At 72.9% G+C, this 21,228-nt stretch carries 21 protein-coding genes and 1 pseudogene; 14 read left to right on the top strand and 8 right to left on the bottom strand.

Features of this window, described 5'->3' with window-relative positions; genetic code table 11:
• Positions 1-44: 44 nt before the first annotated feature.
• Positions 45-749: an enoyl-CoA hydratase gene (locus tag FRANEAN1_RS12265; RefSeq protein ID WP_041255796.1), complete on the bottom strand. Its 705-nt coding sequence runs from the start codon at positions 747-749 to the stop codon at positions 45-47.
• Between the two features lie 142 nt (positions 750-891).
• Positions 892-1,959, bottom strand: a complete 1,068-nt coding sequence (locus tag FRANEAN1_RS12260) for a thiamine pyrophosphate-dependent enzyme (protein ID WP_041255795.1) — start codon at positions 1,957-1,959, stop codon at positions 892-894.
• A gap of 107 nt (positions 1,960-2,066) precedes the next feature.
• On the opposite strand from FRANEAN1_RS12260, the gene FRANEAN1_RS12255 reads away from it, so the two are divergent.
• Complete coding sequence (locus FRANEAN1_RS12255; protein WP_020460093.1) at positions 2,067-2,348, top strand: GlsB/YeaQ/YmgE family stress response membrane protein; 282 nt, start codon at positions 2,067-2,069, stop codon at positions 2,346-2,348.
• Positions 2,349-2,445: 97 nt separating this feature from the next.
• Here FRANEAN1_RS12255 and FRANEAN1_RS38530 read toward each other — a convergent pair whose 3' ends face one another.
• From FRANEAN1_RS38530 to FRANEAN1_RS12245, 3 genes are all read right to left on the bottom strand, one after another.
• Positions 2,446-2,709, bottom strand: coding sequence for a UBP-type zinc finger domain-containing protein (locus FRANEAN1_RS38530; RefSeq protein ID WP_020460092.1), 264 nt, complete (start codon positions 2,707-2,709; stop codon positions 2,446-2,448).
• Between the two features lie 161 nt (positions 2,710-2,870).
• Positions 2,871-4,166 carry an alpha/beta fold hydrolase gene (locus FRANEAN1_RS12250; protein WP_020460091.1) on the bottom strand — a complete coding sequence of 432 codons (1,296 nt, stop codon included), beginning with the start codon at positions 4,164-4,166 and terminating at the stop codon, positions 2,871-2,873.
• A complete protein-coding gene (locus FRANEAN1_RS12245) occupies positions 4,166-5,014 on the bottom strand; it encodes a Sir2 family NAD-dependent protein deacetylase (RefSeq protein WP_020460090.1) in 849 nt (282 codons plus the stop codon). Before FRANEAN1_RS12245 ends, FRANEAN1_RS12250 begins: the two co-directional genes overlap by 1 nt.
• 104 nt (positions 5,015-5,118) lie before the next feature.
• Between FRANEAN1_RS12245 and FRANEAN1_RS12240 the strand changes: the two genes are divergently transcribed.
• The 13 genes from FRANEAN1_RS12240 (at position 5,119) to hypB (ending at position 15,750) form a co-directional block, all read left to right on the top strand.
• Positions 5,119-5,412: a HypC/HybG/HupF family hydrogenase formation chaperone gene (locus FRANEAN1_RS12240; RefSeq protein ID WP_020460089.1), complete on the top strand. Its 294-nt coding sequence runs from the start codon at positions 5,119-5,121 to the stop codon at positions 5,410-5,412.
• A 35-nt stretch (positions 5,413-5,447) separates the two neighbouring features.
• On the top strand, positions 5,448-6,503 hold the full coding sequence (locus FRANEAN1_RS12235; protein ID WP_020460088.1) for a hydrogenase expression protein HypE: 1,056 nt from the start codon (positions 5,448-5,450) through the stop codon (positions 6,501-6,503).
• Positions 6,500-8,290, top strand: a complete 1,791-nt coding sequence (locus FRANEAN1_RS12230; RefSeq protein WP_020460087.1) for a nickel-dependent hydrogenase large subunit — start codon at positions 6,500-6,502, stop codon at positions 8,288-8,290. The genes FRANEAN1_RS12235 and FRANEAN1_RS12230 overlap by 4 nt, the downstream gene beginning before the upstream one ends.
• Positions 8,291-8,295: 5 nt before the next feature.
• Complete coding sequence (locus FRANEAN1_RS12225; protein WP_020460086.1) at positions 8,296-8,904, top strand: hypothetical protein; 609 nt, start codon at positions 8,296-8,298, stop codon at positions 8,902-8,904.
• Positions 8,901-9,599 (top strand): DUF5947 family protein, encoded by a 699-nt coding sequence (locus FRANEAN1_RS12220; RefSeq protein ID WP_020460085.1) that lies wholly within the window; start codon positions 8,901-8,903, stop codon positions 9,597-9,599. Before FRANEAN1_RS12225 ends, FRANEAN1_RS12220 begins: the two co-directional genes overlap by 4 nt.
• A complete protein-coding gene (locus FRANEAN1_RS12215; RefSeq protein ID WP_020460084.1) occupies positions 9,592-10,215 on the top strand; it encodes a DUF6084 family protein in 624 nt (207 codons plus the stop codon). Before FRANEAN1_RS12220 ends, FRANEAN1_RS12215 begins: the two co-directional genes overlap by 8 nt.
• Entirely contained in the window at positions 10,212-11,426 is a 1,215-nt protein-coding gene (locus FRANEAN1_RS12210; protein WP_020460083.1) for a hypothetical protein, read from the top strand. The genes FRANEAN1_RS12215 and FRANEAN1_RS12210 overlap by 4 nt, the downstream gene beginning before the upstream one ends.
• A gap of 16 nt (positions 11,427-11,442) precedes the next feature.
• Positions 11,443-11,955: a hydrogenase maturation protease gene (locus FRANEAN1_RS12205; protein ID WP_020460082.1), complete on the top strand. Its 513-nt coding sequence runs from the start codon at positions 11,443-11,445 to the stop codon at positions 11,953-11,955.
• A 112-nt stretch (positions 11,956-12,067) separates the two neighbouring features.
• A complete protein-coding gene (locus tag FRANEAN1_RS12200) occupies positions 12,068-12,340 on the top strand; it encodes a HypC/HybG/HupF family hydrogenase formation chaperone (protein WP_020460081.1) in 273 nt (90 codons plus the stop codon).
• A gap of 52 nt (positions 12,341-12,392) precedes the next feature.
• The gene (gene hypD / locus FRANEAN1_RS12195; RefSeq protein ID WP_020460080.1) at positions 12,393-13,529 is read left to right on the top strand and encodes a hydrogenase formation protein HypD; all 1,137 of its coding nucleotides are present in this window, start codon (positions 12,393-12,395) and stop codon (positions 13,527-13,529) included.
• Positions 13,526-14,638, top strand: a complete 1,113-nt coding sequence (gene hypE / locus FRANEAN1_RS12190) for a hydrogenase expression/formation protein HypE (protein WP_020460079.1) — start codon at positions 13,526-13,528, stop codon at positions 14,636-14,638. Before hypD ends, hypE begins: the two co-directional genes overlap by 4 nt.
• Before the next feature lie 13 nt (positions 14,639-14,651).
• The gene (locus FRANEAN1_RS12185) at positions 14,652-14,984 is read left to right on the top strand and encodes a hydrogenase maturation nickel metallochaperone HypA (RefSeq protein ID WP_020460078.1); all 333 of its coding nucleotides are present in this window, start codon (positions 14,652-14,654) and stop codon (positions 14,982-14,984) included.
• Between the two features lie 82 nt (positions 14,985-15,066).
• The gene (hypB, locus tag FRANEAN1_RS38525; RefSeq protein ID WP_347177101.1) at positions 15,067-15,750 is read left to right on the top strand and encodes a hydrogenase nickel incorporation protein HypB; all 684 of its coding nucleotides are present in this window, start codon (positions 15,067-15,069) and stop codon (positions 15,748-15,750) included.
• Here the strand turns inward: hypB and hypF are convergent.
• The 3 genes and pseudogenes from hypF to FRANEAN1_RS12170 all read right to left on the bottom strand — a co-directional run.
• Positions 15,726-18,036: pseudogene (gene hypF, locus FRANEAN1_RS12180) on the bottom strand (carbamoyltransferase HypF); the annotation flags it as partial. The gene hypB and the pseudogene hypF overlap by 25 nt on opposite strands.
• A gap of 18 nt (positions 18,037-18,054) precedes the next feature.
• Complete coding sequence (locus FRANEAN1_RS12175) at positions 18,055-19,695, bottom strand: YhjD/YihY/BrkB family envelope integrity protein (RefSeq protein WP_020460075.1); 1,641 nt, start codon at positions 19,693-19,695, stop codon at positions 18,055-18,057.
• A 142-nt stretch (positions 19,696-19,837) separates the two neighbouring features.
• Entirely contained in the window at positions 19,838-21,226 is a 1,389-nt protein-coding gene (locus FRANEAN1_RS12170; protein WP_020460074.1) for an FAD-dependent oxidoreductase, read from the bottom strand.
• Positions 21,227-21,228 lie beyond the last annotated feature (2 nt).

Genomic DNA, 21,228 nt, shown 5'->3' with positions numbered 1-21,228 from the left:
ACCGTCCCCCGTCTCCTCGCCCGCCTGACGCGGCCGGCTGTCAGCTACTTGCCCTGGAAGACCGGTGCGCGCTTCTCGCTCCGGGCCCGGCGGCCCTCCTGCGCATCCTCGCTGGTCCAGCATGCCTGGTAGGCGGCCATCACCTCACCGGGACGCACCGCCTCGGGGTCGGCGGCCGCGTTGAACGCGCGCTTGGAGTAGGCGAGGGTCAGCGGCGCGAGGCCGGCGATCTCCCGGGCCCAGGCGAGGGCGGTGTCGAGCCCGCCGACGCGCTGGACCAGGCCCAGCTCGAAGGCCCGGCGCGCCGGGACGCTCTCGCAGCCCAGCACGATGGCGCGGGCCACGCCGCCGCCGGCCAGCTCGGCCAGCCGGCGCAGCGTCCACGGGTCCACCGACAGGCCGAGCCGCGCCGTCGGTACCGCGAACGAGGCCTCCTCGACGGCGACACGCAGGTCCGCGGCGAGCGCGAGCTGCAGCCCGGCGCCGATGGCCGGCCCGTTGATGGCGGCGATCACCGGGACGGGCGCGCCGGTAAGCGCGTGCAGCGCTCCGTAGAGCGCGTCGGTGAAGGCCTCGCCGTAGACCTGGTCGAGATCCGCGCCGGCGCAGAAGCTCGTCCCGGAGCCGGTGAGCACCACGGCACGGACACCGGCGTCCAGCACCCGGCCGATGCCGGCGCGCAGGCCGAGGCAGTGCTCGGTGTCCAGCGCGTTGCGGCGCTCGGGCCGGTCGATCCGCACCACGGCGATCTGGGGGTCGCCGGGGCGCTCGCCAGTGCGCGCGGTGCTCTGCTCTGTGCTCTGATCGGCGGTTGGCTGGTCGGGCTGGGGGCTCTCGCCGGCCGCGGGCCGGGGGTCGGACACGCCGCGAAGCTCAACGTCTATCACGGCGTCAACCCTCCCAGATCTCACCCCGCTGCTCCCGAAGTAGCGCGGAGCCACCCACCAGCACATGATCCACCAGGGTCCGCGGGGCCGGGTCGGGCAGGGCCAGGCACTCCCGGCGCAGCGTGGCCGCGGCTTCCTCCGCCTCCGCCCGCACACCCTCGAACCAGGCCGGGTCGTGCGTGTGGCCGAGCAGCAGCGCGACCCGGTCGATCGGGTCGCGCGCCCGCCACGCCGCGACCTCGGCGGCCTCCTGGTACCTGCTGGCGTCGTCGGACGTCGTGTGCGGCGCCATCCGGTAGGTGTTCGCCTCGATCAGGACGGGGCCCTGACCCGAGCGGGCGTGCTCCAGGGCCCAGGTGGTCACCGCATGCACCGCCAGCACGTCGTTGCCGTCCACCCGCACGCCCGGAAAGCCGAAGCCCGCCGCGCGGCGTGCCAGCGGCACGGGTGACTGGCGCGCGCTGGGTGTGGAGATCGCCCACTGGTTGTTCTGGCAGAAGAACACCACCGGCGCGCCGAAGCTCGCGGCCCAGACGAACGCCTCGTTCGCGTCGCCCTGGCTCATCGCGCCGTCACCGAGGTAGACCATCACCACCTGGCCGGCTGCGCCGTCGAGGCGGACGCCCAGGCCGTAGCCCACCGCGTGCAGGGTCTGCGACGCCAGCACGAGCACGTAGTTGGCCACGTTGTACGCCTCGGGATCCCAGCCGCCGTGCGTGACGCCCCGCAGCAGGCGCAGCGCCTCGACCGGGGGGATGCCGCGGTGCCAGACCACGGCATGCTCGCGATAGCTGGGGAAGAGGAAGTCCGCCGGCTCGGCGGCAGCCGCCGAGCCCACCTGGGCGGCCTCCTGGCCCCGCAGCGGAATCCACAGGACCAGTTCGCCCTGGCGTTGCAGCGCCGTGGCCTCCTCGTCGAGGCGGCGCGCCCGCACCATCTCCCGGTAGAACGACTCCGTCTGCCGGGAGTCGGCACGCACAGTGAAACGCGGGTCGTCGACGAGAGTGCCGTCCGGCGCAAGCAGCCGAACACCCGTGTCGAACGGCGCACCGTTCTCACTGCGTTCCGCCATCAACGTCATCCGTATTATTCCTGTCTGGTCGACGACACAGTTTGCGAGGCCTGCGAGGAGGGGACACCCAAGGGGTACTCATCATCCGACCCAGGGGGCCGTCCGTCGTGTTTCAAATTATTTGGATTGTGCTGGCAGGTCTCGTCATCGGTCTTCTCGCGCGGCTCATCCTGCGCGGGCGGCAGGATATCCCAGTCTGGCTCACCGTGGTCATCGGTATAGTCGGCGCCCTGGTCGGAAACGTGATCGCCAGTGCAATCGGCGTGCGTAACACGTCGGGCATCGACTGGATTCGACACATTCTTCAGGTCGGCGTCGCCGTCGCCCTGGTCGCGCTCGTCGCGCCGTTGTGGGCGAGCCGCCACCAGCACCATCCGGTCGGCCGCTAGCCCACCCGGGTCGGTGGGCCCGCTCCTCTTCCAGGGGGCGGGCCCGGCGGAGGTGGGGCCCGACCAAGCAGCCGTGCCCGCTAGGCAGCCGTGCCCGCTAGACGTAGGCCTCGTCGACGTAGCACCAGCGCCAGTCCTCGCCCGGTTCGTACGAGCGGACGATGGGGTGCTCGTGGGTGTGCGCATGGGCACGGGCGTGCCGCGACGGAGAGGAGTCGCAGCACCCCACATTGCCACATGTGAGACACAGCCTGAGGTGCACCCATTGCGAACCGACCCGCAGACACTCTCCGCAGCCGTCCGGCGGGGTGGGCTCGACAAGTCGTACCAACGACAGATGCGGATCTTCGCCAGCGGCCATGAACCCATTCTCCATTGACCGAACAGGGGCTGCCAAGCAGGCCACCGTCCCGCCCCGAAATCTCAGTACGTCCTAAATTCTGGCGTGCGAAGAACCCGTGACCGTGGACACTGCCAACCGCGGCCACCGCCACCGGGCCGGAAAATGAATGGCCGCGGTTCTCAGAAGGCGGCGTGCCGCTCCACCGCGCTGAGCCAGGCCTGTGGGTGACTGGCCTGCGGGTTGTGATCGGCACCGGCGATCACCGCGAGCCGGGCACCCTCGATGGCGCCGGCCAGATCCCGCGCGGCACCACGCAGCAGGACGTCCCGCTCGCCGACGATGACCGTCGTGGGGCAGCGGATCTCGCCCAGCCGGTCGATCATCGAGGGGTAGGCGTTGAGCTCGTGGCCGAAGGCGGCGAGGGCGGCGGGGTCGGCGTGGTCCCCGTGCCCCAGCAGCGCGGTCGCGGCGGCGATGCCCTCCATGAGCGCGCCCATGCCCAGCCGGGACAGCAGATGATCACCCGCCGCCGGCGCCGCGGCGGTGTCCATCAGGATCAGCGACCGGACGGCCTCGGGGTGGGCCAGCGCGTACCGGAGCGCGACCACCCCGCCCATCGAATGCCCCAGCAGGTGCAGCGGCGCCAGCTCCAGCGTCGCGACGACGGTCTCGAGATCGCGGACGAGGTGGTCGAAGGTGTACTCCGGGCGGGCCGCCCGCCCGCTGGTTCCGTGGCCGCGGTGGTCGTAGGCCACGACCCGGCTCGACACGGCGCCGGCGAGCTCGCGGGACACCCCGGCCCAGTCCCTGGTGCTCCCACCGATGCCGTGCAGGAGCAGCAGCGGGGTGGATGAGTGCGCCTGGCCCGTCCAGGTCTCGACGTGCAGCGCGAGGCCGCCGACGTCGACCCGGTGGCCGAGGTCCTTCTCCAGGACGGCGAAGACCAGGTCGTCGCGCAGCGGCACGCCGAACCGGGTGTCCCCGTAGGGGAAGGGCTCGTGGCGGTCCGTACGCCGGTAGCCGCGCCGCTCGTACCAGGCGATCAGCTCGGCGCGCAGCGAGATGACGTACAGCTCCATCCGGGCCGCCGCCCACTCGTCGCGGGCGAGTGCCTCCGCGGCGGTGAGCAGACGGTCCCCGATCCCTTGCCCCTGGATGTCCGGCTGGACGGCGAACATGCCGAAGTAGGCGCCGTCCGGGCGCCGCTGGAGCTGGCAGCAGCCGACCGGCTCCCCGGCCGGGCCGAGCGCGAGGAGCATCCGGATGTCGGGCTCGGCGAGCGCGGCGGCGAGCATCTCCGGGTCGGTGCGCTGGCCGCCCAGCAGGTCGGCCTCGGTGGTCCAGCCAACCCGGCTGCGCTCGCCCCGGTACGCGGACTCGATCAGCTCGACAAGCGCGGCGACGTCACCCGGCCCGGCGGCGCGCAGGGTCAGCTCCGCGCGATCCCCGACGGGGTGATCCGCATCAGTGGCCATCAGGCGGCCGCGCCGAGCAGCTCGGCGGCGAGGCGGGGCAGGACGGCGCCCAGTGGCGAGTCGACGGTGAACTCCGCCCGCGCGTCGCCGCGGGTCGGGCCCTGGTTCACGATCCCGACCGGGATGCCGAGCTCTCCCGCCCGCAGTACGAACCGGTAGCCCGACATGACGGCCAGCGACGAGCCGAGCACGAGCAGCCCGCGGGCGTTCTCGACCAGCGCGACCGCGGACGCCAGCCGCGCCGGCGGCACCGTGGCGCCGAAGAAGACCACGTCGGGCTCCAGGTCGCCCCCGCAGCCGGTGCACCCCACTACGACGAAACCGTCGATCGCCTCGTCGGGGAGGGTGACGTCGCCGTCCGGATTGACCTCGGCGCCGAGCGGCGACGCGGCGGCCACCCCGGCAGCGAAGCCCGGGTTCGCCGCGCGCAGGCGGCGGTCGAGCTCGGCCCGCGCGCTGAGCGCCCCGCAGGCCCGGCAGCGGACCCGGGCGAGCTCGCCGTGCAGGTCGATGACCCGGAGCGACCCGGCGGCCCGGTGCAGCCCGTCGACGTTCTGGGTGATGACGCCGTCGAGCAGGCCCGCGGCCTCCAGTTCCGCCAGAGCGCGGTGCCCGGTGTTGGGGCGCGCCCCGGCGACGTGGCGCCAGCCGAGGTGGCTGCGCGCCCAGTACCGGCGCCGGGCCGCCTGGTCCCGGTTGAACTGCTGGTAGGTCATCGGCGTGTGCTGGCGCAGCGAGCCGTTCGGCCCCCGATAGTCAGGGATTCCCGAGTCGGTCGACATCCCCGCTCCGGTGAGCACCGCGACGCCACCGCCGGCGACAAGATCACGCAACCGGGCGAAGACCATGCCTCGAGGGTATGGCCCGCCGCCCGGACGAGGCGGCCGGGTGCCGGCGAGGCGCCCCGCGGCGCCCGGTGGTGCCGCCCACACCACAGACGTACCGTTAGCCCATGAACACGCGCTGCAAGGACCCTGCTGAGGTATCTGGTCCGAGCGCCCCGCCCTGCCACCCTGCCGGCGAGCTGACCGATCTGGCCGCCGGCCACCCGGCCGCCGCGACGACGGGCTCCTGCGTGACCTGTTCCGACGGCGTGATCGAGATGGAGATCGTCCGCCTGGAGGAGGGCAGGCTAGCCCTGGCGCGGGCGTCGGCGGGCGTCGAGGAGATCAGCATCGCGCTTGTGCAGGCGCAGGCCGGCGACACCGTCCTGGTACACGCCGGGGAGGCGATCGCCGTCGTGTGAATGACCGGTGAACGACCGGAAGGGGTGGGAGAACCGTGTCCACAGTCGAGGATCCGATCCACATTCTCTGGATCAACGCCGGACTCAGCTGCGACGGGGACTCGGTCGCGCTCACCGCAGCCACCCAGCCCAGCATCGAGGACATCGTTCTGGGCACCCTGCCGGGCCTGCCGAAGGTCAGCGTCCACTGGCCGCTCATCGATTTCGAGTCCGGGCCGGAGCAGGGCGCCGACACCTTCATCGACTGGTTCCGCAGGGCCGACCACGGCGAGCTCGATCCGTTCGTCCTGGTCGTCGAGGGGTCCATTCCGAACGAGGACCTGATCACGAACGGCGGCTACTGGAGCGGTTTCGGGAACGACCCGGTGACCCGCCAGCCGGTGACGACCAGCACCTGGCTCGACCGGCTCGCGCCGAAGGCGCTGGCGATCCTCGCCGCGGGAACGTGCGCCACCTACGGCGGCATCCACGCGATGGCCGGGAATCCGACCGGGGCGATGGGGGTGCCCGACTATCTCGGCTGGGACTGGAAGTCGAAGGCGCAGATCCCGATCGTGTGCGTTCCGGGCTGCCCCGTCCAGCCGGACAACCTGTCGGAGACGATCACCTACCTGCTCTACCAGGCGAGCGGGCAGGCGCCGATGATCCCCCTCGACGACCAGCTCCGCCCGCGCTGGCTGTTCGGCGCCACCGTGCACCAGGGCTGCGACCGGGCCGGGTACTACGAGGAAGGTCAGTTCACCACGGAGTACGGCACCCCGCAGTGCCTGGTGAAGATCGGCTGCTGGGGCCCGGTGGTGAAGTGCAACGTCCCCAAGCGCGGCTGGATCAACGGGGTGGGCGGCTGCCCGAACGTCGGCGGGATCTGCATCGCATGCACGATGCCGGGCTTCCCGGACCGTTTCATGCCGTTCATGGACGAGCCGCCCGGCGCCCACATCTCGACCACCGCGAGCGGCCTGTACGGCGCGGTCATCCGCAGACTGCGCGCCATCACGATGCGTAAGGCGGACGTCGAACCGCGCTGGCGGCGCCGGGACGTCCACGCAGGCCAGGACGACGATCGCGCGCGGGAGAAGGTGCTGACATGACGACCACCTCGGAGCACAGGGGAACCGATGCCCGAGGCGCCAGCCTGCTGGAGATGTCCTGGGACCCGATCACCCGGATCGTCGGAAGCCTCGGCGTCTACACGAAGATCGACTGGCCGGCGCGCAGGGTGGTCGAGTGCCACAGCACGTCATCCATCTTCCGCGGCTACAGCATCTTCATGAAGGACAAGGACCCCCGCGACGCCCATTTCATCACCAGCCGGATCTGCGGCATCTGCGGTGACAACCACGCCACCTGCTCGGTGTACGCGCAGAACATGGCGTACGGCGTCAAGCCGCCGCCGCTCGCCGAATGGATCATCAATCTGGGCGAGGCCGCCGAGTACATGTTCGACCACTGCATCTACCAGGAGAACCTGGTGGGGGTCGACTACTGCGAGAAGATGGTCGGCGAGACCAATCCTGAGGTACTCGAGCTGGCCTGGGCCACCGAGTCGCCGCACGCCGACGAGCACGGGTACCGGACCATCGGCGACATCATGCACGCCCTCAACCCGATCGAGGGCGAGTTCTACCGCGAGGCGCTGGGGATGAGCCGGCTCACCCGCGAGATGTTCTGCCTGATGGAGGGGCGGCACGTCCATCCATCCACGCTCTACCCGGGTGGCGTGGGCACGGTGGCCTCCGTCCAGCTGTTCACGGACTACCTCACCCGGCTGATGCGCTACATCGAGTTCCTCAAGCGCGTCGTCCCGATGCACGACGATCTCTTCGACTTCTTCTACAAGGCGCTGCCCGGCTACGAGGAGGTCGGCCGGCGGCGGATCCTGCTCGGCTGCTGGGGAGCGTTCAACGAGCCGGAGCGGTGCGACTTCACCTACCGGAACATGGCCGACTGGGGCCGGAGCATGTTCGTCACCCCGGGGGTGGTCGTCGACGGCAACCTGGTCACGAACAACCTCGTCGACATCAACCTCGGCATCCGCGTCCTGCTGGGCAGTTCGTACTACGACGACTGGGACGACCAGCCGCTGTTCGTCACCCACGACCCGCTGGGGAACCCGGTCGACCGGCGGCACCCGTGGAACCAGACCACCATCCCCCACCCGAGCCGGCGCGACTTCGACGACAAGTACTCGTGGGTGATGTCGCCGCGCTGGTTCGACGGCATCGACCACCTGCCGCTCGACACCGGCGGCGGTCCGATCGCCCGGCTGTGGAGCACGGCCCTGTCCGGGCTGGTCGACATCGGCCACGTCCGCGCGACCGGGCACAGCGTGCGGATCACGCTGCCGAGGTCGGCGACGGTCGGCGAGCGGACCTACGAGTGGACGATCCCCCGCTGGAGCAACACCCTGGAGCGCAACCGCGCCCGCACCTACTTCCAGGCGTACGCGGCGGCCTGCGCGCTGTACTTCGCCGAGCAGGCGCTGGCCGAGGTCCGGGCGGGCCACTCGAAGACGTGGGAGTCCTTCGACGTCCCCGACGAGGCCGTGAGCTGCGGGTTCACCGAGGCCGTCCGCGGGGTGCTGTCGCACCACATGATCATCCGGGACGGCCGGATCGCGAACTACCACCCGTACCCGCCGACGCCGTGGAACGCCAGCGTGCGCGACGTGTTCGGCACGCCCGGCCCGTACGAGGACGCGGTGCAGAACACCCCGATCTTCGAGCAGAACCCGCCGGAGTCGTTCAAGGGGATAGACATCATGCGCACTGTCCGCAGCTTCGACCCGTGCCTGCCCTGCGGGGTGCACATGCACACCGGCGCCGGGCGCACGCTGGACGTCGTCCACACCCCGCACGCCTTCACCCCCGCCGGGTGATCACGATGGCAGTGGAGACGGCGGTCGCGAGCACGGACCCCCGGGGCACGGCCGGCCCACGGGCCCCGGCCGAGCGCGAATCGGCTGGCCCGCGGAACTCGGTCGACCCGCGCGCGGCGGCGGCCCGGGTGGACGACCTGCTCACCCGGATGGAGCAGCTGGGCGACAGCCGGACCAGGGTGCTGGCCGAGGAGATCGTCCGAGCACTGATGGAGTTCTACGGGGCGGGCCTGGCCCAGCTCACGGCGATCGCGGGCGCGGAGAACGTGCGGGCCTTCGCGGCGGAGCCCCACCTCGGGGCGCTGCTGGCCATGCACGGCCTGCACCCGGTGAGCACCCGGCGCCGGGTCGAGGAGGCCTTCGCGCGGCTCGGGGAGCTCCCCGGGGCACGCACCCTCCGCTTCGAGATCACCGGCACGGAGGAAGATCCGGTCGTCACCGTCCGCTCGTCGGGCCGACCGCCCGGCCCGACGGTGGTCGCCGCGGTCGAGGACGCCGTCGAGACGGCCGCCCCCGAGGTGACCGTGCTGGTCGAGGGGGCCGGGGCCACCCCGCCGGGCGACCTCGCCGCGGGGCGAGCCCTGCTCCCCGTCGTCGTGTTGAGCGCCTCGTGACCGCGACGCTGCGCCGCTACCTCGCGCCCGGCACCGGCCCCGGCGCCGCGCGCTGCGAGCTCTGCGGCGAGCGGATCGCCGAGGAGCACGGGCACATCACCGACCTGGACACCCGCTCCATCCTCTGTTCGTGTCCCGGCTGCCGGCTGCTGTTCACCCGGGCCGGCGCCGGCGGCGGCCGCTACCGGGCGGTGCCGACGAGGTACCTGTTCGCCGCGGCCTTCCCCACCGGGGCCGAGCTGCTCGCGGCGGCGGGCATCCCTGTCGGGCTGGCCTTCTTCGTGATCCACGACGGGGCGGTGGGCGCGTTCTACCCGAGCCCGGGAGGCGCCACGCACTGCGAGCTGCCGGCCAGCACAACGGCCGGCGGCTTCGGCGCCGATCTGGCCGCGGCGGTAGGCTGGCAGCTCACCCCCGAGGTCGAGGGCCTGCTCGTGCACACGACACGGGACGGCCAGAGCGGCTACCTGCTGCCGATCGACGCCTGCTACCGGCTGGTCGGCGAGCTGCGGCTGCACTGGCGCGGCTTCGATGGCGGCACGCAGGCCCGGCAGCGGCTCGCCGACTTCCTCGCCGACGCCCGCCGCAGAGCGGGCTCACCCGACAGCGACACGGACGCACCGGACAGCGGAACGGATTCGCCGGACAGCCGAGCAGATTCGCCTGACGGCAGGGCTGGGGCCCGCGATGGCTGACCTGAGCTTCGACTGCCTCGACGTCTCGCCGCAGCGTTACGCGGCGGCCCCGACGCTGCTTTTCCGGCTGCGCATCGCCGAACGCGGCGGCGAGCGGCTGCACGCGCTGGCGCTGCGCTGCCAGATCCGCATCGACCCGGGCGCCCGGCGCTACGACCCCGTCGAGTCCCGCGCGCTCACCCACCTGTTCGGGACGGGCCCGGGCCCGCCGCACCCGATCCAGTTCGCCACCGTCTCCACGGTGGTATCGGGCTTCACCGGCTCCACCGAGACCGAGCTCGCCGTGCCCTGCGGCTACGACCTCGAGGTCGCGTCCGGGCGGTACTTCGGCTCGCTGCGCGACGGGGTGATCCCGCTGCGGCTGATGTTCAGCGGAACGGTGTTCGGGATCGGCCCGAACGGCCTGCAGGTCGAGCAGGTGCCCTGGCATCTGGAGGCCGGCTACCGGCTGCCGGTCGCAACCTGGCGGGAGCTGGTCGACATGTACTTCCCCGGCGAGGCGTGGCTGCGGCTGGACCGGCGCACCGTCGACGCCCTCGCGCGGTACCGGCTGGACCGCGCCATCCCGACCGCGGACGCCGCGATCACCTCCCTGCTGTCCGGAGCGGCACGATGAGCTCCCACGACCCGGTCGGCTTCCTCGACGACGCGGCGCGGGCGGTCTCCGACACCGTCCTCTACGAGGGATACCTCCTCTACCCATACCGGGAGGACGCGCTGAAGAACCGCCACCACTGGCAGTTCGGCGTGCTGATGCCGCCGGCGTTCGCCGCGGCGGGCACCGGCGAGCACTCCGCCGCCCGCACCGAGTTCCTCCTGGACGGCGGCCCGGGCACGACGCTCCGGATCGGTGCCCGGTGGTTGTGGGAGGGCGGCGGCGCCCGCGGCGACGCGGCGGGGGCGCTCTCGGTGCGGGTCGGCGAGCTGGCGGGCGAGCCCGTCCGGCGGGGCCTGGTGCTCGGCGGGCCGGAACCGGGACGCGGCGAACTGCTGCTCGGCGCGCAGGCGCTGCCCGGCCCCTACGGCGGGTACCAGATCCGCGCCACCGTCCGCAACGTCTCCGTCCGGCCTGGCCAGCCGCCCGCCGACCGGGACGCGGCGCTGGGCCGGGCGTTCGTCGCCGTCCAGGTGGTGGCACGGGCGTACGGCGGCTGTTTCCTCTCGCTGGCCGACCCGCCGGAGTGGGCGGCGGACGCCGCGCGGGCCTGCGTCAACGAGCGGCTGTGGCCGGCGCTCCTCGGCCGCCCGGACCACCCGGGCCGCTCGGACACGGTGCTTGCCGCGCCGATCATCCTGCCTGACCATCCCGAGATCGCGGCGGAGAGCCCGGCCGCGTTCTGCGACGCCACCGAGATCGACGAGATGCTGGCCCTGCGGACGTCCACGCTCACCGAGGCGGAGAAGCTGGCGGCGCGCACGGGCGATCCGCGGGCCGCCGAGCTGCTCGCATCCGTCGCGGAGCTCGCCCCGGCGATGGCCGAGAAGCTGCACGGCCGCGGCCGGGTCACCCCACCGCCGGCTCCGGGCCCGGCACCAGACGCGACACCGGGCGCGGAGCCGGCGGTGGGCAGCGCGGTGCGGCTGCGACCCCGGCCCGGACGGATGCTGACCGGCCCGCTGGCCGGTCTGGCGGGCGGGGCCGCGACCGGCAGCGACGCGCAGGACATGTTCGTCGACGGCCGCGCCGCCACCGTCGCCGCCGTCCTGCACGACGTGGACGGCCGGACCCATGTGGCGGTGACCCTGGACGACGACCCCGGCGCGGACCTGCGCCGGGAATTCGGTCGCTTCCTGTACTTCACCCCTGACGAGCTGGAGCGGCAATGAGTTGGATGGTGAACCAGTGAGCACGCTGGTGGCCGGCGTCGGCAACATACTGCTCGGCGACGACGGCTTCGGCGTGCAGGTCGCCCGCCACCTGCGGCGCACCGGCCCGCCGCCGCGGGTGACCATCGCCGACTACGGGACCAGCGGGCTGCACCTGGCCTTCGACCTGTGCTCCGGCGGTTATTCGACGGTGGTGCTCGTCGACGCGCTCGGACGCGGGTACGAACCAGGCACGGTGTCCCTCGTGGACCTGACCGACGTGCGGGCGCCATCCGAGGTCGACGCGCACGGGATGCGTCCGGACGTCGTCCTCGACCTGGTCGACACGCTCGGAGGGCATCTCGACCGGGTGCTGCTGGTCGGCTGCGAGCCGGCCTCGGTGGATCACCAGGTCGGGCTCTCGCCACCGGTCGCGGCCGCCGTCGAGCCGGCGGCGCGCCTCGTCCGGTCGGTCATCTCCGGCCAGTCCGGGATCAACGGCGCGCCCGGGATCACAGTCAGGCGGATCGAGACCCAACGAGAGGAATGATCATGTCGCACTGGATGGTGCTCGCCGCGGTCGCGGTCGGAGCCGGCGCAGCCGCTGTCGTCATCGCCCCCGATCTGCGCCGATACCTCGAGTTCAGCAGGATGTGATCGGCGTGTGTCTCGGTATTCCGGGTGAGGTCGTGGAGATCCGGCCAGACCGCCCGGACATCGCGACGGTGGACGTCAGCGGGGTGCGGCGGGCGATCAACATCGGATTGCTCGACGAGCACCCGCCACGCCCAGGGGACTGGGTCCTCATCCACGTCGGGTTCGCGCTGTCCCTGATCGACGAGGCCGAGGCGCGGGCGGCGCTGGACTTCCTCACCGGCATCGGGCGTGCCTACGACGACGAGCTGGCCGCGCTGCGCGCCTCGTCCATCGACTAGCGCGGGCGACAGGCCACGCGGAGCGGCGATCGACCACGGAGAGGCGGAGGAGATGCGCTTCGTCGACGAGTACCGGGACGCGGGCACCGCGCGGGCGCTGTCCGCCCGGATAGCCGAGCTCTGTGAGCCGGGCCGGGCATACGCGTTCATGGAGGTGTGCGGCGGGCACACGCACACGATCTACAAGCACGGCCTGGAGGACCACCTGCCACCGGCGGTCTCGTTGGTGCACGGCCCGGGCTGCCCGGTGTGCGTCATCCCGATGGGACGGGTCGACGACGCCATGCACATCGCCCGCCAGGACGGCGTCATCATGACCTCGTTCGGCGACATGATGCGGGTGCCGGGCAGCCACGGCTCGTTCTTCGACGCCAACGCCGAGGGCACCGACATCCGGATGGTCTACTCGCCGCTGGACTCGCTGAAGATCGCGCGGGCGAACCCGGACCGGCAGGTCGTGTTCATGGCGATCGGCTTCGAGACGACGACGCCGTCCACAGCGCTGACGGTGCGGCGGGCGGTGGCCGAAGGGCTGACGAACTTCTCGATCTTCTGTAACCACATCACGATCGTTCCGGCGCTGCGGGCGATCCTGGACTCCCCCGACGTGCGGATCGACGGGTTCGTCGGCCCCGGGCACGTCTCGACGGTGATCGGCTGCCGGCCGTACGACTTCATCCCCCGCGACTACGGCCGGCCGCTGGTGGTCTCCGGGTTCGAGCCGCTGGACATCCTGCAGTCCATCCACAAGCTGCTGCGGCAGCTGCGGGACAGGCGCTGCGAGGTGGAGAACCAGTACACCCGGGTGGTGGCGGCCGAGGGGAACCCGGTCGCGCTCGCCGTGATCGACGAGGTGCTGGAGCCGCGGCCGGACTTCGAGTGGCGCGGGCTGGGCCGCATCCCGTGGTCGGCGATGCAGGTGCGGGAGCGGTACGCCGCCTTCGACGCCGAGCGGATCTTCGCGCCGCCGGGTGCCCGGGTCGAGGACCCGAAGGCCTGCCAGTGCGGCGAGGTGCTGACCGGGGTCATCAAGCCGTGGGAGTGCAAGGTCTTCGGCACCGGCTGCACCCCGGAGACGCCGATCGGTGCCTGCATGGTCTCCCCCGAGGGCGCCTGCGCGGCCTACTACAACTTCGGCCGCGCCCGGCACCGTGCCACCGAGCCCGCGAAGGAGTTGACCCGGTCATGACCGCGGCGAAGACGGCGGCCGGCCGGAGCGAGAGCGGCGTCCTGGACCGGGTCGAGGCCGCGCGGCGACGCCGGCCGAAGCTGCGCGACACCCACATCACCTCGGCGCACGGCGCGGGCGGCAAGGCCACCGCGACCCTCATCGACGCCGTGTTCCTGGAGGGGCTGCGCAACCCGCTGCTGGAACCGCTCGAGGACGCGGCGGTGTTCACCGCGGACGGGACGCGCCTGGCGCTGACGACCGACTCGTTCGTCGTCACCCCGCTGTTCTTCCCCGGCGGTGACATCGGTGATCTCGCCGTGAACGGCACGGTCAACGACCTCGCGGTCGCCGGGGCGCGCCCGCTGCACCTGGCCTGCGCGATCATCCTCGAGGAGGGGATGGCCGTCGACGACCTGCGCCGGATCGTGGCCTCGATGGCCCGCGCGGCGACCGAGGCGGGGGTGTCGATCGTCACCGGGGACACGAAGGTCGTCCAGCGCGGGCGGGCCGACGGCTGCTACGTCACGACCACCGGCATCGGGCTCGTCCCCGCGGACGTCCGCCTGGGCGCCGCGCGGGCCCGGCCGGGCGACGCCGTCCTGGTCACCGGACCGATCGGCGACCACGGGATCACGGTGCTGCTGGCCCGCGGCGAGCTCGACATCAGCGCGGACCTCTCCTCCGACACCGCCCCGCTGGCCGAGCTGACGTCCCGGCTGCTGGACGCGGTCGGGGCGCCGGCGGACGGTCCGGGGGTGCGGGCCATGCGCGACGCGACCCGCGGCGGGGTGGCGACGATCCTCAACGAGGTGGCGACCGCCGCCGGGGTCGGAGTGATCGTCGACGAGGACGCGGTGCCGGTGCGGCCCACCGTGCGCGGGGCCTGCGAGCTGCTCGGCCTCGACCCGCTGTACGTCGCCTGCGAGGGCAGGATGGTGGTGATCGTCGCCCCCGAGGTGGCCGAGGCGGCGCTGGCCGCGCTGCGCTCGCACCCGCTGGGCGCGGACACGGCGGTGATCGGGCGGATCGCCGACGACCCGCCGGGCATGGTGCTGCTCAACACCGCGTTCGGCGGGACCCGCATCGTCGACCTGCTGGTCGGCGATCCGCTACCGCGGATCTGCTGACCGGGCTGGCACGGTGCACGAGCTCTCGGTCACCGTCGAGCTGGTCGACATGGTCGCCCGGCGGGTCCCGGCGGACGTCCAGGTGACCCGGGTGGCGCTCGAGGTCGGGCGGTTGTCCGGGGTGATGACCTCGCCGCTGCGCTTCTGCTTCGACCTGGTCGCCGCCGGGACGTCGCTCGACGGCGCCCGGCTCGACATCGCCGAGCCGCCGGGGCGGGGCCGCTGCCGCCGGTGCGGGGCCGACGTCGACCTGCCGGACCTGCTCACGCCGTGTGGCTGCGGGAGCCACGAGATCGAGCTGACCGGCGGTGAGGAGGTCCGGATCACCGCCGTCGAGGTGCGCTGACCTCCGGGCGGGTTGGACCTCCCGCCGGGTTGGACGTCCCGGCAGGTTGGACGTCCCGGCAGGTTGGAGCGGAGGTGGGCTGATGTGCGGCACCTGCGGTTGTGAGGCCGAAACGCGGACGCTGCGGCTCGAAATGGACGTGCTGGCGCGCAACGAGGAGTCGGCGGATGACAACCGGGCGTGGCTGGCGGCCCGGCGGGCGTCGGCCGTCAACCTGATGAGCTCGCCGGGGGCGGGGAAGACGACGCTGCTGGAGCACACGATCCGGGCCGTGGCGGGAACTGTCACGTGTGCTGTCATCGAAGGCGACCAGGAGACACCGCTGGATGCCGAGCGCATCCGCGCCACCGGGGCCCGGGCCGTCCAGGTGAACACCGGGACCGGCTGCCATCTGGAGGCGGCGACGGTCGGGCGGGCGCTGCGGGAGCTCGACCCACCGCCCGGGGCGGTGGTGCTCATCGAGAACGTCGGCAATCTGGTCTGCCCGGGGCTGTTCGACCTCGGGGAGTCGGCCCGGGTCGTGCTGGCCTCGGTCACCGAGGGTGAGGACAAGCCCAGCAAGTACCCGCACATGTACCGGGTCGCCGATCTCGTTCTGCTCACCAAGGTCGACCTGCTGCCCTACCTCGCCTTCGACGGTGACCTGTTCGCCGAGTCCGTGCGGCTGGTCAACCCGTCCGCCCCGGTGCTGCCGGTGTCGGCGATCGCCGGCACCGGGCTCGACGACTGGTACGGCTGGCTGCGGGCGTTCGCGACCACCGCCTGACCGAGGCTGATCCCGCCGTCGTTGCAGGGCACCCGGGAGTGGGTCAGGACGGTGAAGCCCCGGTCTACCAGCCCGTCCATGATCTCGCCGAGCAGCCGCAGGTTGCCGAAGACGCCGCCGGAGAGCGCCACCGCTCCCGCCTGGCGCCCCGGGAGCCCCGCACGCAGGGCGGCACAGATGTCGACGGTGAGCCCGGCCAGCGTGCTGTGGAACCGGGCGGCGATCACCGTGGGGTCGACGCGTTCGCGCAGGTCGTCCACGACGCCGCGGATCAGGTCGGCGCCCGGCAGCAGCAGCCCGGCACCCGACGGCGGGGGGCTCGCCGGGTAGCGGCCGTAGTCGCCGGGGGCGGCGATCCGCTCCAGCTCGATCGCGGCCTGCCCTTCGTAGGTGATCGTGTCCCGGACGCCGACGAGAGCCGCGACGGCGTCGAACAGCCGTCCGACGCTGCTGGTCAGCGGGGCACCCACCGGGGACGGGGCGGCACCGGACCTGGCCAGGGCGGCGACCGCGTCCCAGCGGTCGGCGTTGCGGCGGGCGACCGCGAGGCGGTCCGGGTCGGCGACGCCGGCGGCGAGCAGGTGGGCGGCGGCCATCCGCCATGGTGCCCGGATCGCGGCGACGCCCCCGGGCATCGGGACGGGCGTGAGATGTGCGAGCCGGGTGAAGCCGGCCAGGTCGGCCCACAGGAACTCCCCGCCCCACAGGGTGCCGTCCGGACCGAAGCCGAGGCCGTCGAAGGCCACACCGAGCACCGGCCCGGGATGGCCGTTGTCCGCCAGGCAGGAGGCAATGTGCGCGTGGTGATGCTGCACGCCGACGACCGGCAGGTCCTGCTCCAGCGCCCACTTCGTGGACAGATACTCCGGGTGCAGGTCGTGCGCTACCAGCTCGGGCGAGATGTCGAACAGCCGGCGCAGGTGGTCGATCCCGCTGACGAACGACCGCAGCGTCTCGTGGTTCTCCAGGTCCCCGATGTGGCCGGAGAGGTACGCCCGCCGCCCCGCCGCCAGGCACACGGTGTTCTTCAGCTCGGCCCCGCAGGCCAGCACCGGCCGCTGGACGTCCCAGGGCAGCGGCAGCGGCTCCGGGGCGTAGCCGCGGGAGCGGCGCACGAGCGTCTCCCGGCCGCGCACCGACCGGGCGACCGAGTCGTCGAGCCTGGTGTGGATGGCCCGGTCGTGGGCGAGGAAACCGTCCGCGACCGGGCTGAGCGCGGCGAGGGCCTCCTCGTCGTGGTACACGATCGGCTCGTTGGAGATGTTGCCGCTGGTCAGCACGATCGGGCCGGGCAGCAGGCCGAGCAGAAGGTGGTGCAGCGGCGTGTACGGCAGCATCACGCCGAGCGTCCCGGTGCCCGGCGCCACCGCCTCGGCGACCCGCCTAGCGGGCCGGCAGCGCTCGACCAGGACGATCGGCCGGCGCCGCCCGGTGAGCAGGAGGCGCGCGGTGGGGTCGAGGCAGCACATCTCCTCGACGGTCGCCAGGTCGCGCACCATGACGGCGAACGGCTTGGCGTCCCGGTGCTTGCGCCGGCGCAGGGTCGCCACCGCGGACCCGTCCGCGGCGAGCACGGCCAGGTGGTACCCGCCCAGCCCCTTCACCGCGAGAATCCCGCCGCCCCGCAGCAGCCCCGCTGCTCGCTCCAGCGGCTCGTCGGACGTCGGCGACGCGGCGGCGGTGGGCCGGAAGCTGAGGGTGGGGCCGCAGTCCGGACAGCACACCGGCTGGGCGTGGAAGCGGCGGTCGGCCGGGTCGTCGTACTCCGCCCGGCACCGCGCGCACATCCGGAATCCGGCCATCGTCGTGGCCGGCCGGTCGTAGGGGACGTCCCGGATGATCGTGAAGCGGGGGCCGCAGTTGGTGCAGTTGATGAACGGGTAGCGGTAGCGCCGGTCGGCCGGGTCGGCGAGCTCGGCCAGGCAGTCCGCACAGGTGGCACTGTCCGCGCAGACCCGCGTCCGCGGCCCGGCCCCGCCGCGGGCCGGGTCGCTGGGGGCGATCCGGAACCCCGGCGCCGCCGGCCCGGCTCCGGGCGGCGCGGGACCGCCGGAGACGTCCACGCTGTCGATCTGGGCGAGCGGCGGCGCCTCCTCGCGCAGCGCGGTCAGGAACGCGGCGACCTCCGGGCCTGCGCCGTCCAGCGCTATGTGGACGCCCTCAGCGTCGTTGGAGACCTGGCCGCTCAGTCCGAGCCGGGTCGCCAGCCCGTAGACGAAAGGGCCGGAAACCGACGCCCTGCACGATTCCGGTCACCTCGACCTCGACCTGCTCTCGCGACGTCATTCATCCAGTCTCGCCCATTCATCCAGCCTCGCCCAGCGGGCGTCCGAAGGCCTCCCCGAAGACGAGCTCCTCGACGGGACGGCGCCGCAGGTTGCTGGGGAATCCGCGCTCGGGATAGCCGACCGCGAGGTGCGCGGCGGTCGCGTAGCCGTCCGGTATGTCGAGCAGCTCGGCGACCTTCGGTTCGTCGGCGACCAGCAGCGTCGTCAGGGCGGTGGCCACCCCGGCGCCGCGCAGCGCGAGGCAGAGGTTCTGCACGATCGGGTAGACCGACGCCCCGCCGACGATGCTCAGCCGGTCGAGCTCGGTGTCGGTGGGATGCAGCGCCGCGAGCTTCGCGCACACCACGATCAGCACGGGGACGTCCGCCAGGGTGCGCGCGAAGTGGTCGGCCTCGGTCGGCGTACTGATCCCGCGCTCGTCGAGGTAGGGCTGCCAGCGGGCCAGGTAGAGGTTGGCGAGCACCCGCCGGCGCTCCGGGTCCCGGACGACCACGAACCGCACCGGCTGGCGGTTCCCGCCCTGCGGGCCGAACCGGGCGGCGTCGAACGCGGCGACGAGGACGTCGTCGGGCACCGGGTCGGGTCGGAACCGCCGGCAGGTGCCCGTCGTGCGCATCGCGTGTGTCAGCTCCATGGGTCGATCCTGGTCGACGGAGGCGTCACTGGACGAGGCGTCACCGACGGAGACGTCGTCGAAGGAGACGTCGACCTGCTGGAAGCTCTTGAACTGCTCCGCCTGGGCGTACGAGGTGTAGACCCGCCGGTCGGAGTCGGTGAGGACGACGTCGTCCACGAACGGGGTGAGCAGCGCGCGCGGGTAGAGCCGTTCGGCGCGCACGGTGTTGATCTCCATCGCGAACACGATCACCGCGGCGAGCAGGTACAGCCAGGTCATCAGGCCGAGGACCAGCGCGAACAGGCCGTAGACCTGCGTGCGCCCCTGTAGCTGGTACTGGAGGAGGTAGGTCCCGGCCGACTGGAGCAGCTGCCAGCCCAGCGCGGCGATCGCGGCTCCGGGCAGGATCTGGCCGAACGTCACCGACTTGACCGTGAGCAGCCGGAACGCCATCAGGATCAGGCCCGTGTTCCCGGCGATGCCGAGCACCACCGCGAGAACCTGCGCGCCGGCACCGAGACCGGTGCCGAGGTCGCCGGCCCGGGTGGTGATCGCGGACAGCAGGGTCGTCAGCACGACACCGAGCCCGAACAAGCCGATGAGGCCGAAGCTGCGCACCCGGGCGAAGAAGGGGTTCGGCCGCGAGCGCCGTGGCACCGCCCAGACCGTGTCCAGCGCGTTCCCGAGCGCGCGGGCCACCCCGAGGCTGCCCCAGATGCTGCCGAGCACACCGATCGCCACCGCCACGGCACTCCCGCGCAGGGCCTGGACGTCGCTGCGGAGCTGGTCACCGATGATCGGGAACTGGCTGAGCGCGGAGCTCACCACCTGCTCCTGGATGTCGGGATGCCCCGCGAGGACGAAGCCGAGGCCGGTCGTGAGCAGCAGGAGCAGCGGAAACAGGGAGAGGAATCCGTAGAACGCGATCAGCGCGGCGAGGTAGCCGCCCTGGTCCTCCGCGAACTTGTAGACGACCGCGAGCGGGAATGCGATCCTCGGCCTGCTCTGCTGTGCCCGATCCAGCCGAGCGCCGAGCGCCATCCCGCGTCTCCTCGTCTCGGTGCGCCGCAGGCGGCGGCGCACCGGTAAGAACTGGACCTACCTCCGCGATCGTAGGGATGTATTCCACCGACGCGGCGCAACGCACGCGGGATCTCCAGCCGGCCGTCACCCCGGCGACCTGTCAGCGTGTGGGCTGGTAGATCCGGGTGTGCTCCGACGTGGCGATCTCCGCCCGCCCCGGGACGGACTCGTCGAAATGGGTGATCTCCTGGCCCAGCACACTGTTGAGCACCCAGTCGGTCGCCACCCTGACCCGGTTCGCGCCCGCGGGGAGCGCGGCCAGGTGGTAGGCCCGGGTCAGCAGCGCCGCCGGCGGCCCGCTCAGGGTGAGGCCGAACGGGTTCGCCACCGCGGCGCGGCCACCGAGATCCACCACGAAGCCCAGGTCACGGTGCCGGTACCGGCGCGGCGAGCCGTACCCGAGCGAGGCGGCCACGTTGCGGGCCGCCGCCCGGCCCTGGCGGATCGCGTGCTGCGCGGTCTGCCCGGCCGGCGCTCCCCCGCGCGTCACGTCGGGGACGGCGGCGGCGTCCCCGAGCGCGAACACCCCGTCCGCGGTGGGCACGCGGAAGAACTCGTCCACGATCAGCCGGCCGTGCGTGGTGGGCAGCCCGAGCGCGGCGACGAGCGGGCTGGGGCTCACGCCGGCGCACCAGACGACCGTGTGGGTCGGCACGCTCGTGCGGGTGCGGACCGTCGGCCCGCCAGCCGCGAGCGTGACCGCCTCGGCCCCGATCTCCACCACCGAGGTGCCCAGATGGACCTCGACCCCACGCCCGGCGAGCACCCGCGCGGCGCGATGCCCCAGCGCGGGCGCGAGCTCGTGCAGCACCCGCGGCGCGTGATCCACCAGCAGCCAGCGGACGTCGGACGGCCGCAGCCGCTGGTAGGCCGCCGCGGCGTGCCGGGTGAACCCGACCATCTGCGCGGCGAGCTCCGTCCCGGTGTAACCACCGCCGACCACGACGAACGTGCACAGCGCCGCCCGGCGGCGCGGGTCGTCGGCGGCGTCGGCCAGCTCCAGCCGGCGCAGGACGTGGTCGCGCAGCGCCACGGCCTCGTCGAGGTTCTTCAGCCCGAGGGCGTGCTCGTCGAGGCCGGGCACGTCCAGGGTGCGGGTGACCGAGCCGGGCGCGAGGACCAACCTGTCCCAGCCGACGGTCCGGGTGGCAGCGTCCGCGGAGCGCACGGTGACCGTGCGCGCGGACAGGTCGGCGGCGACGACGTCACCGAGCCGCAGCAACGTGCGACGCAGGACGGCGCGCAGCGCCACGGCCAGGTGGCGGGGCTCCACCGTGCTGGCGCAGACCTGCGGCACCAGCGAGGTGTAGAGCAGATGGTCCACGGGTGAGACCACGGCAAGCTCCGCGCGGCCGGCGGGAAGCGCCGATTCCAGCCGGCGCAGCAGGCTCACCCCGGCGAAGCCGCCGCCGACGACCACCACCCGGGACACCCCCGGCCGGTCGCCGCCCGCCGACTTCCACGGCACGTCCGGGACCGACCCGACCACGG

This window comes from Parafrankia sp. EAN1pec, from assembly GCF_000018005.1.
Classification (GTDB): Bacteria; Actinomycetota; Actinomycetes; order Frankiales; family Frankiaceae; genus Parafrankia; species Parafrankia soli.
This window is presented reverse-complemented; position numbering and strand designations above follow the sequence as displayed.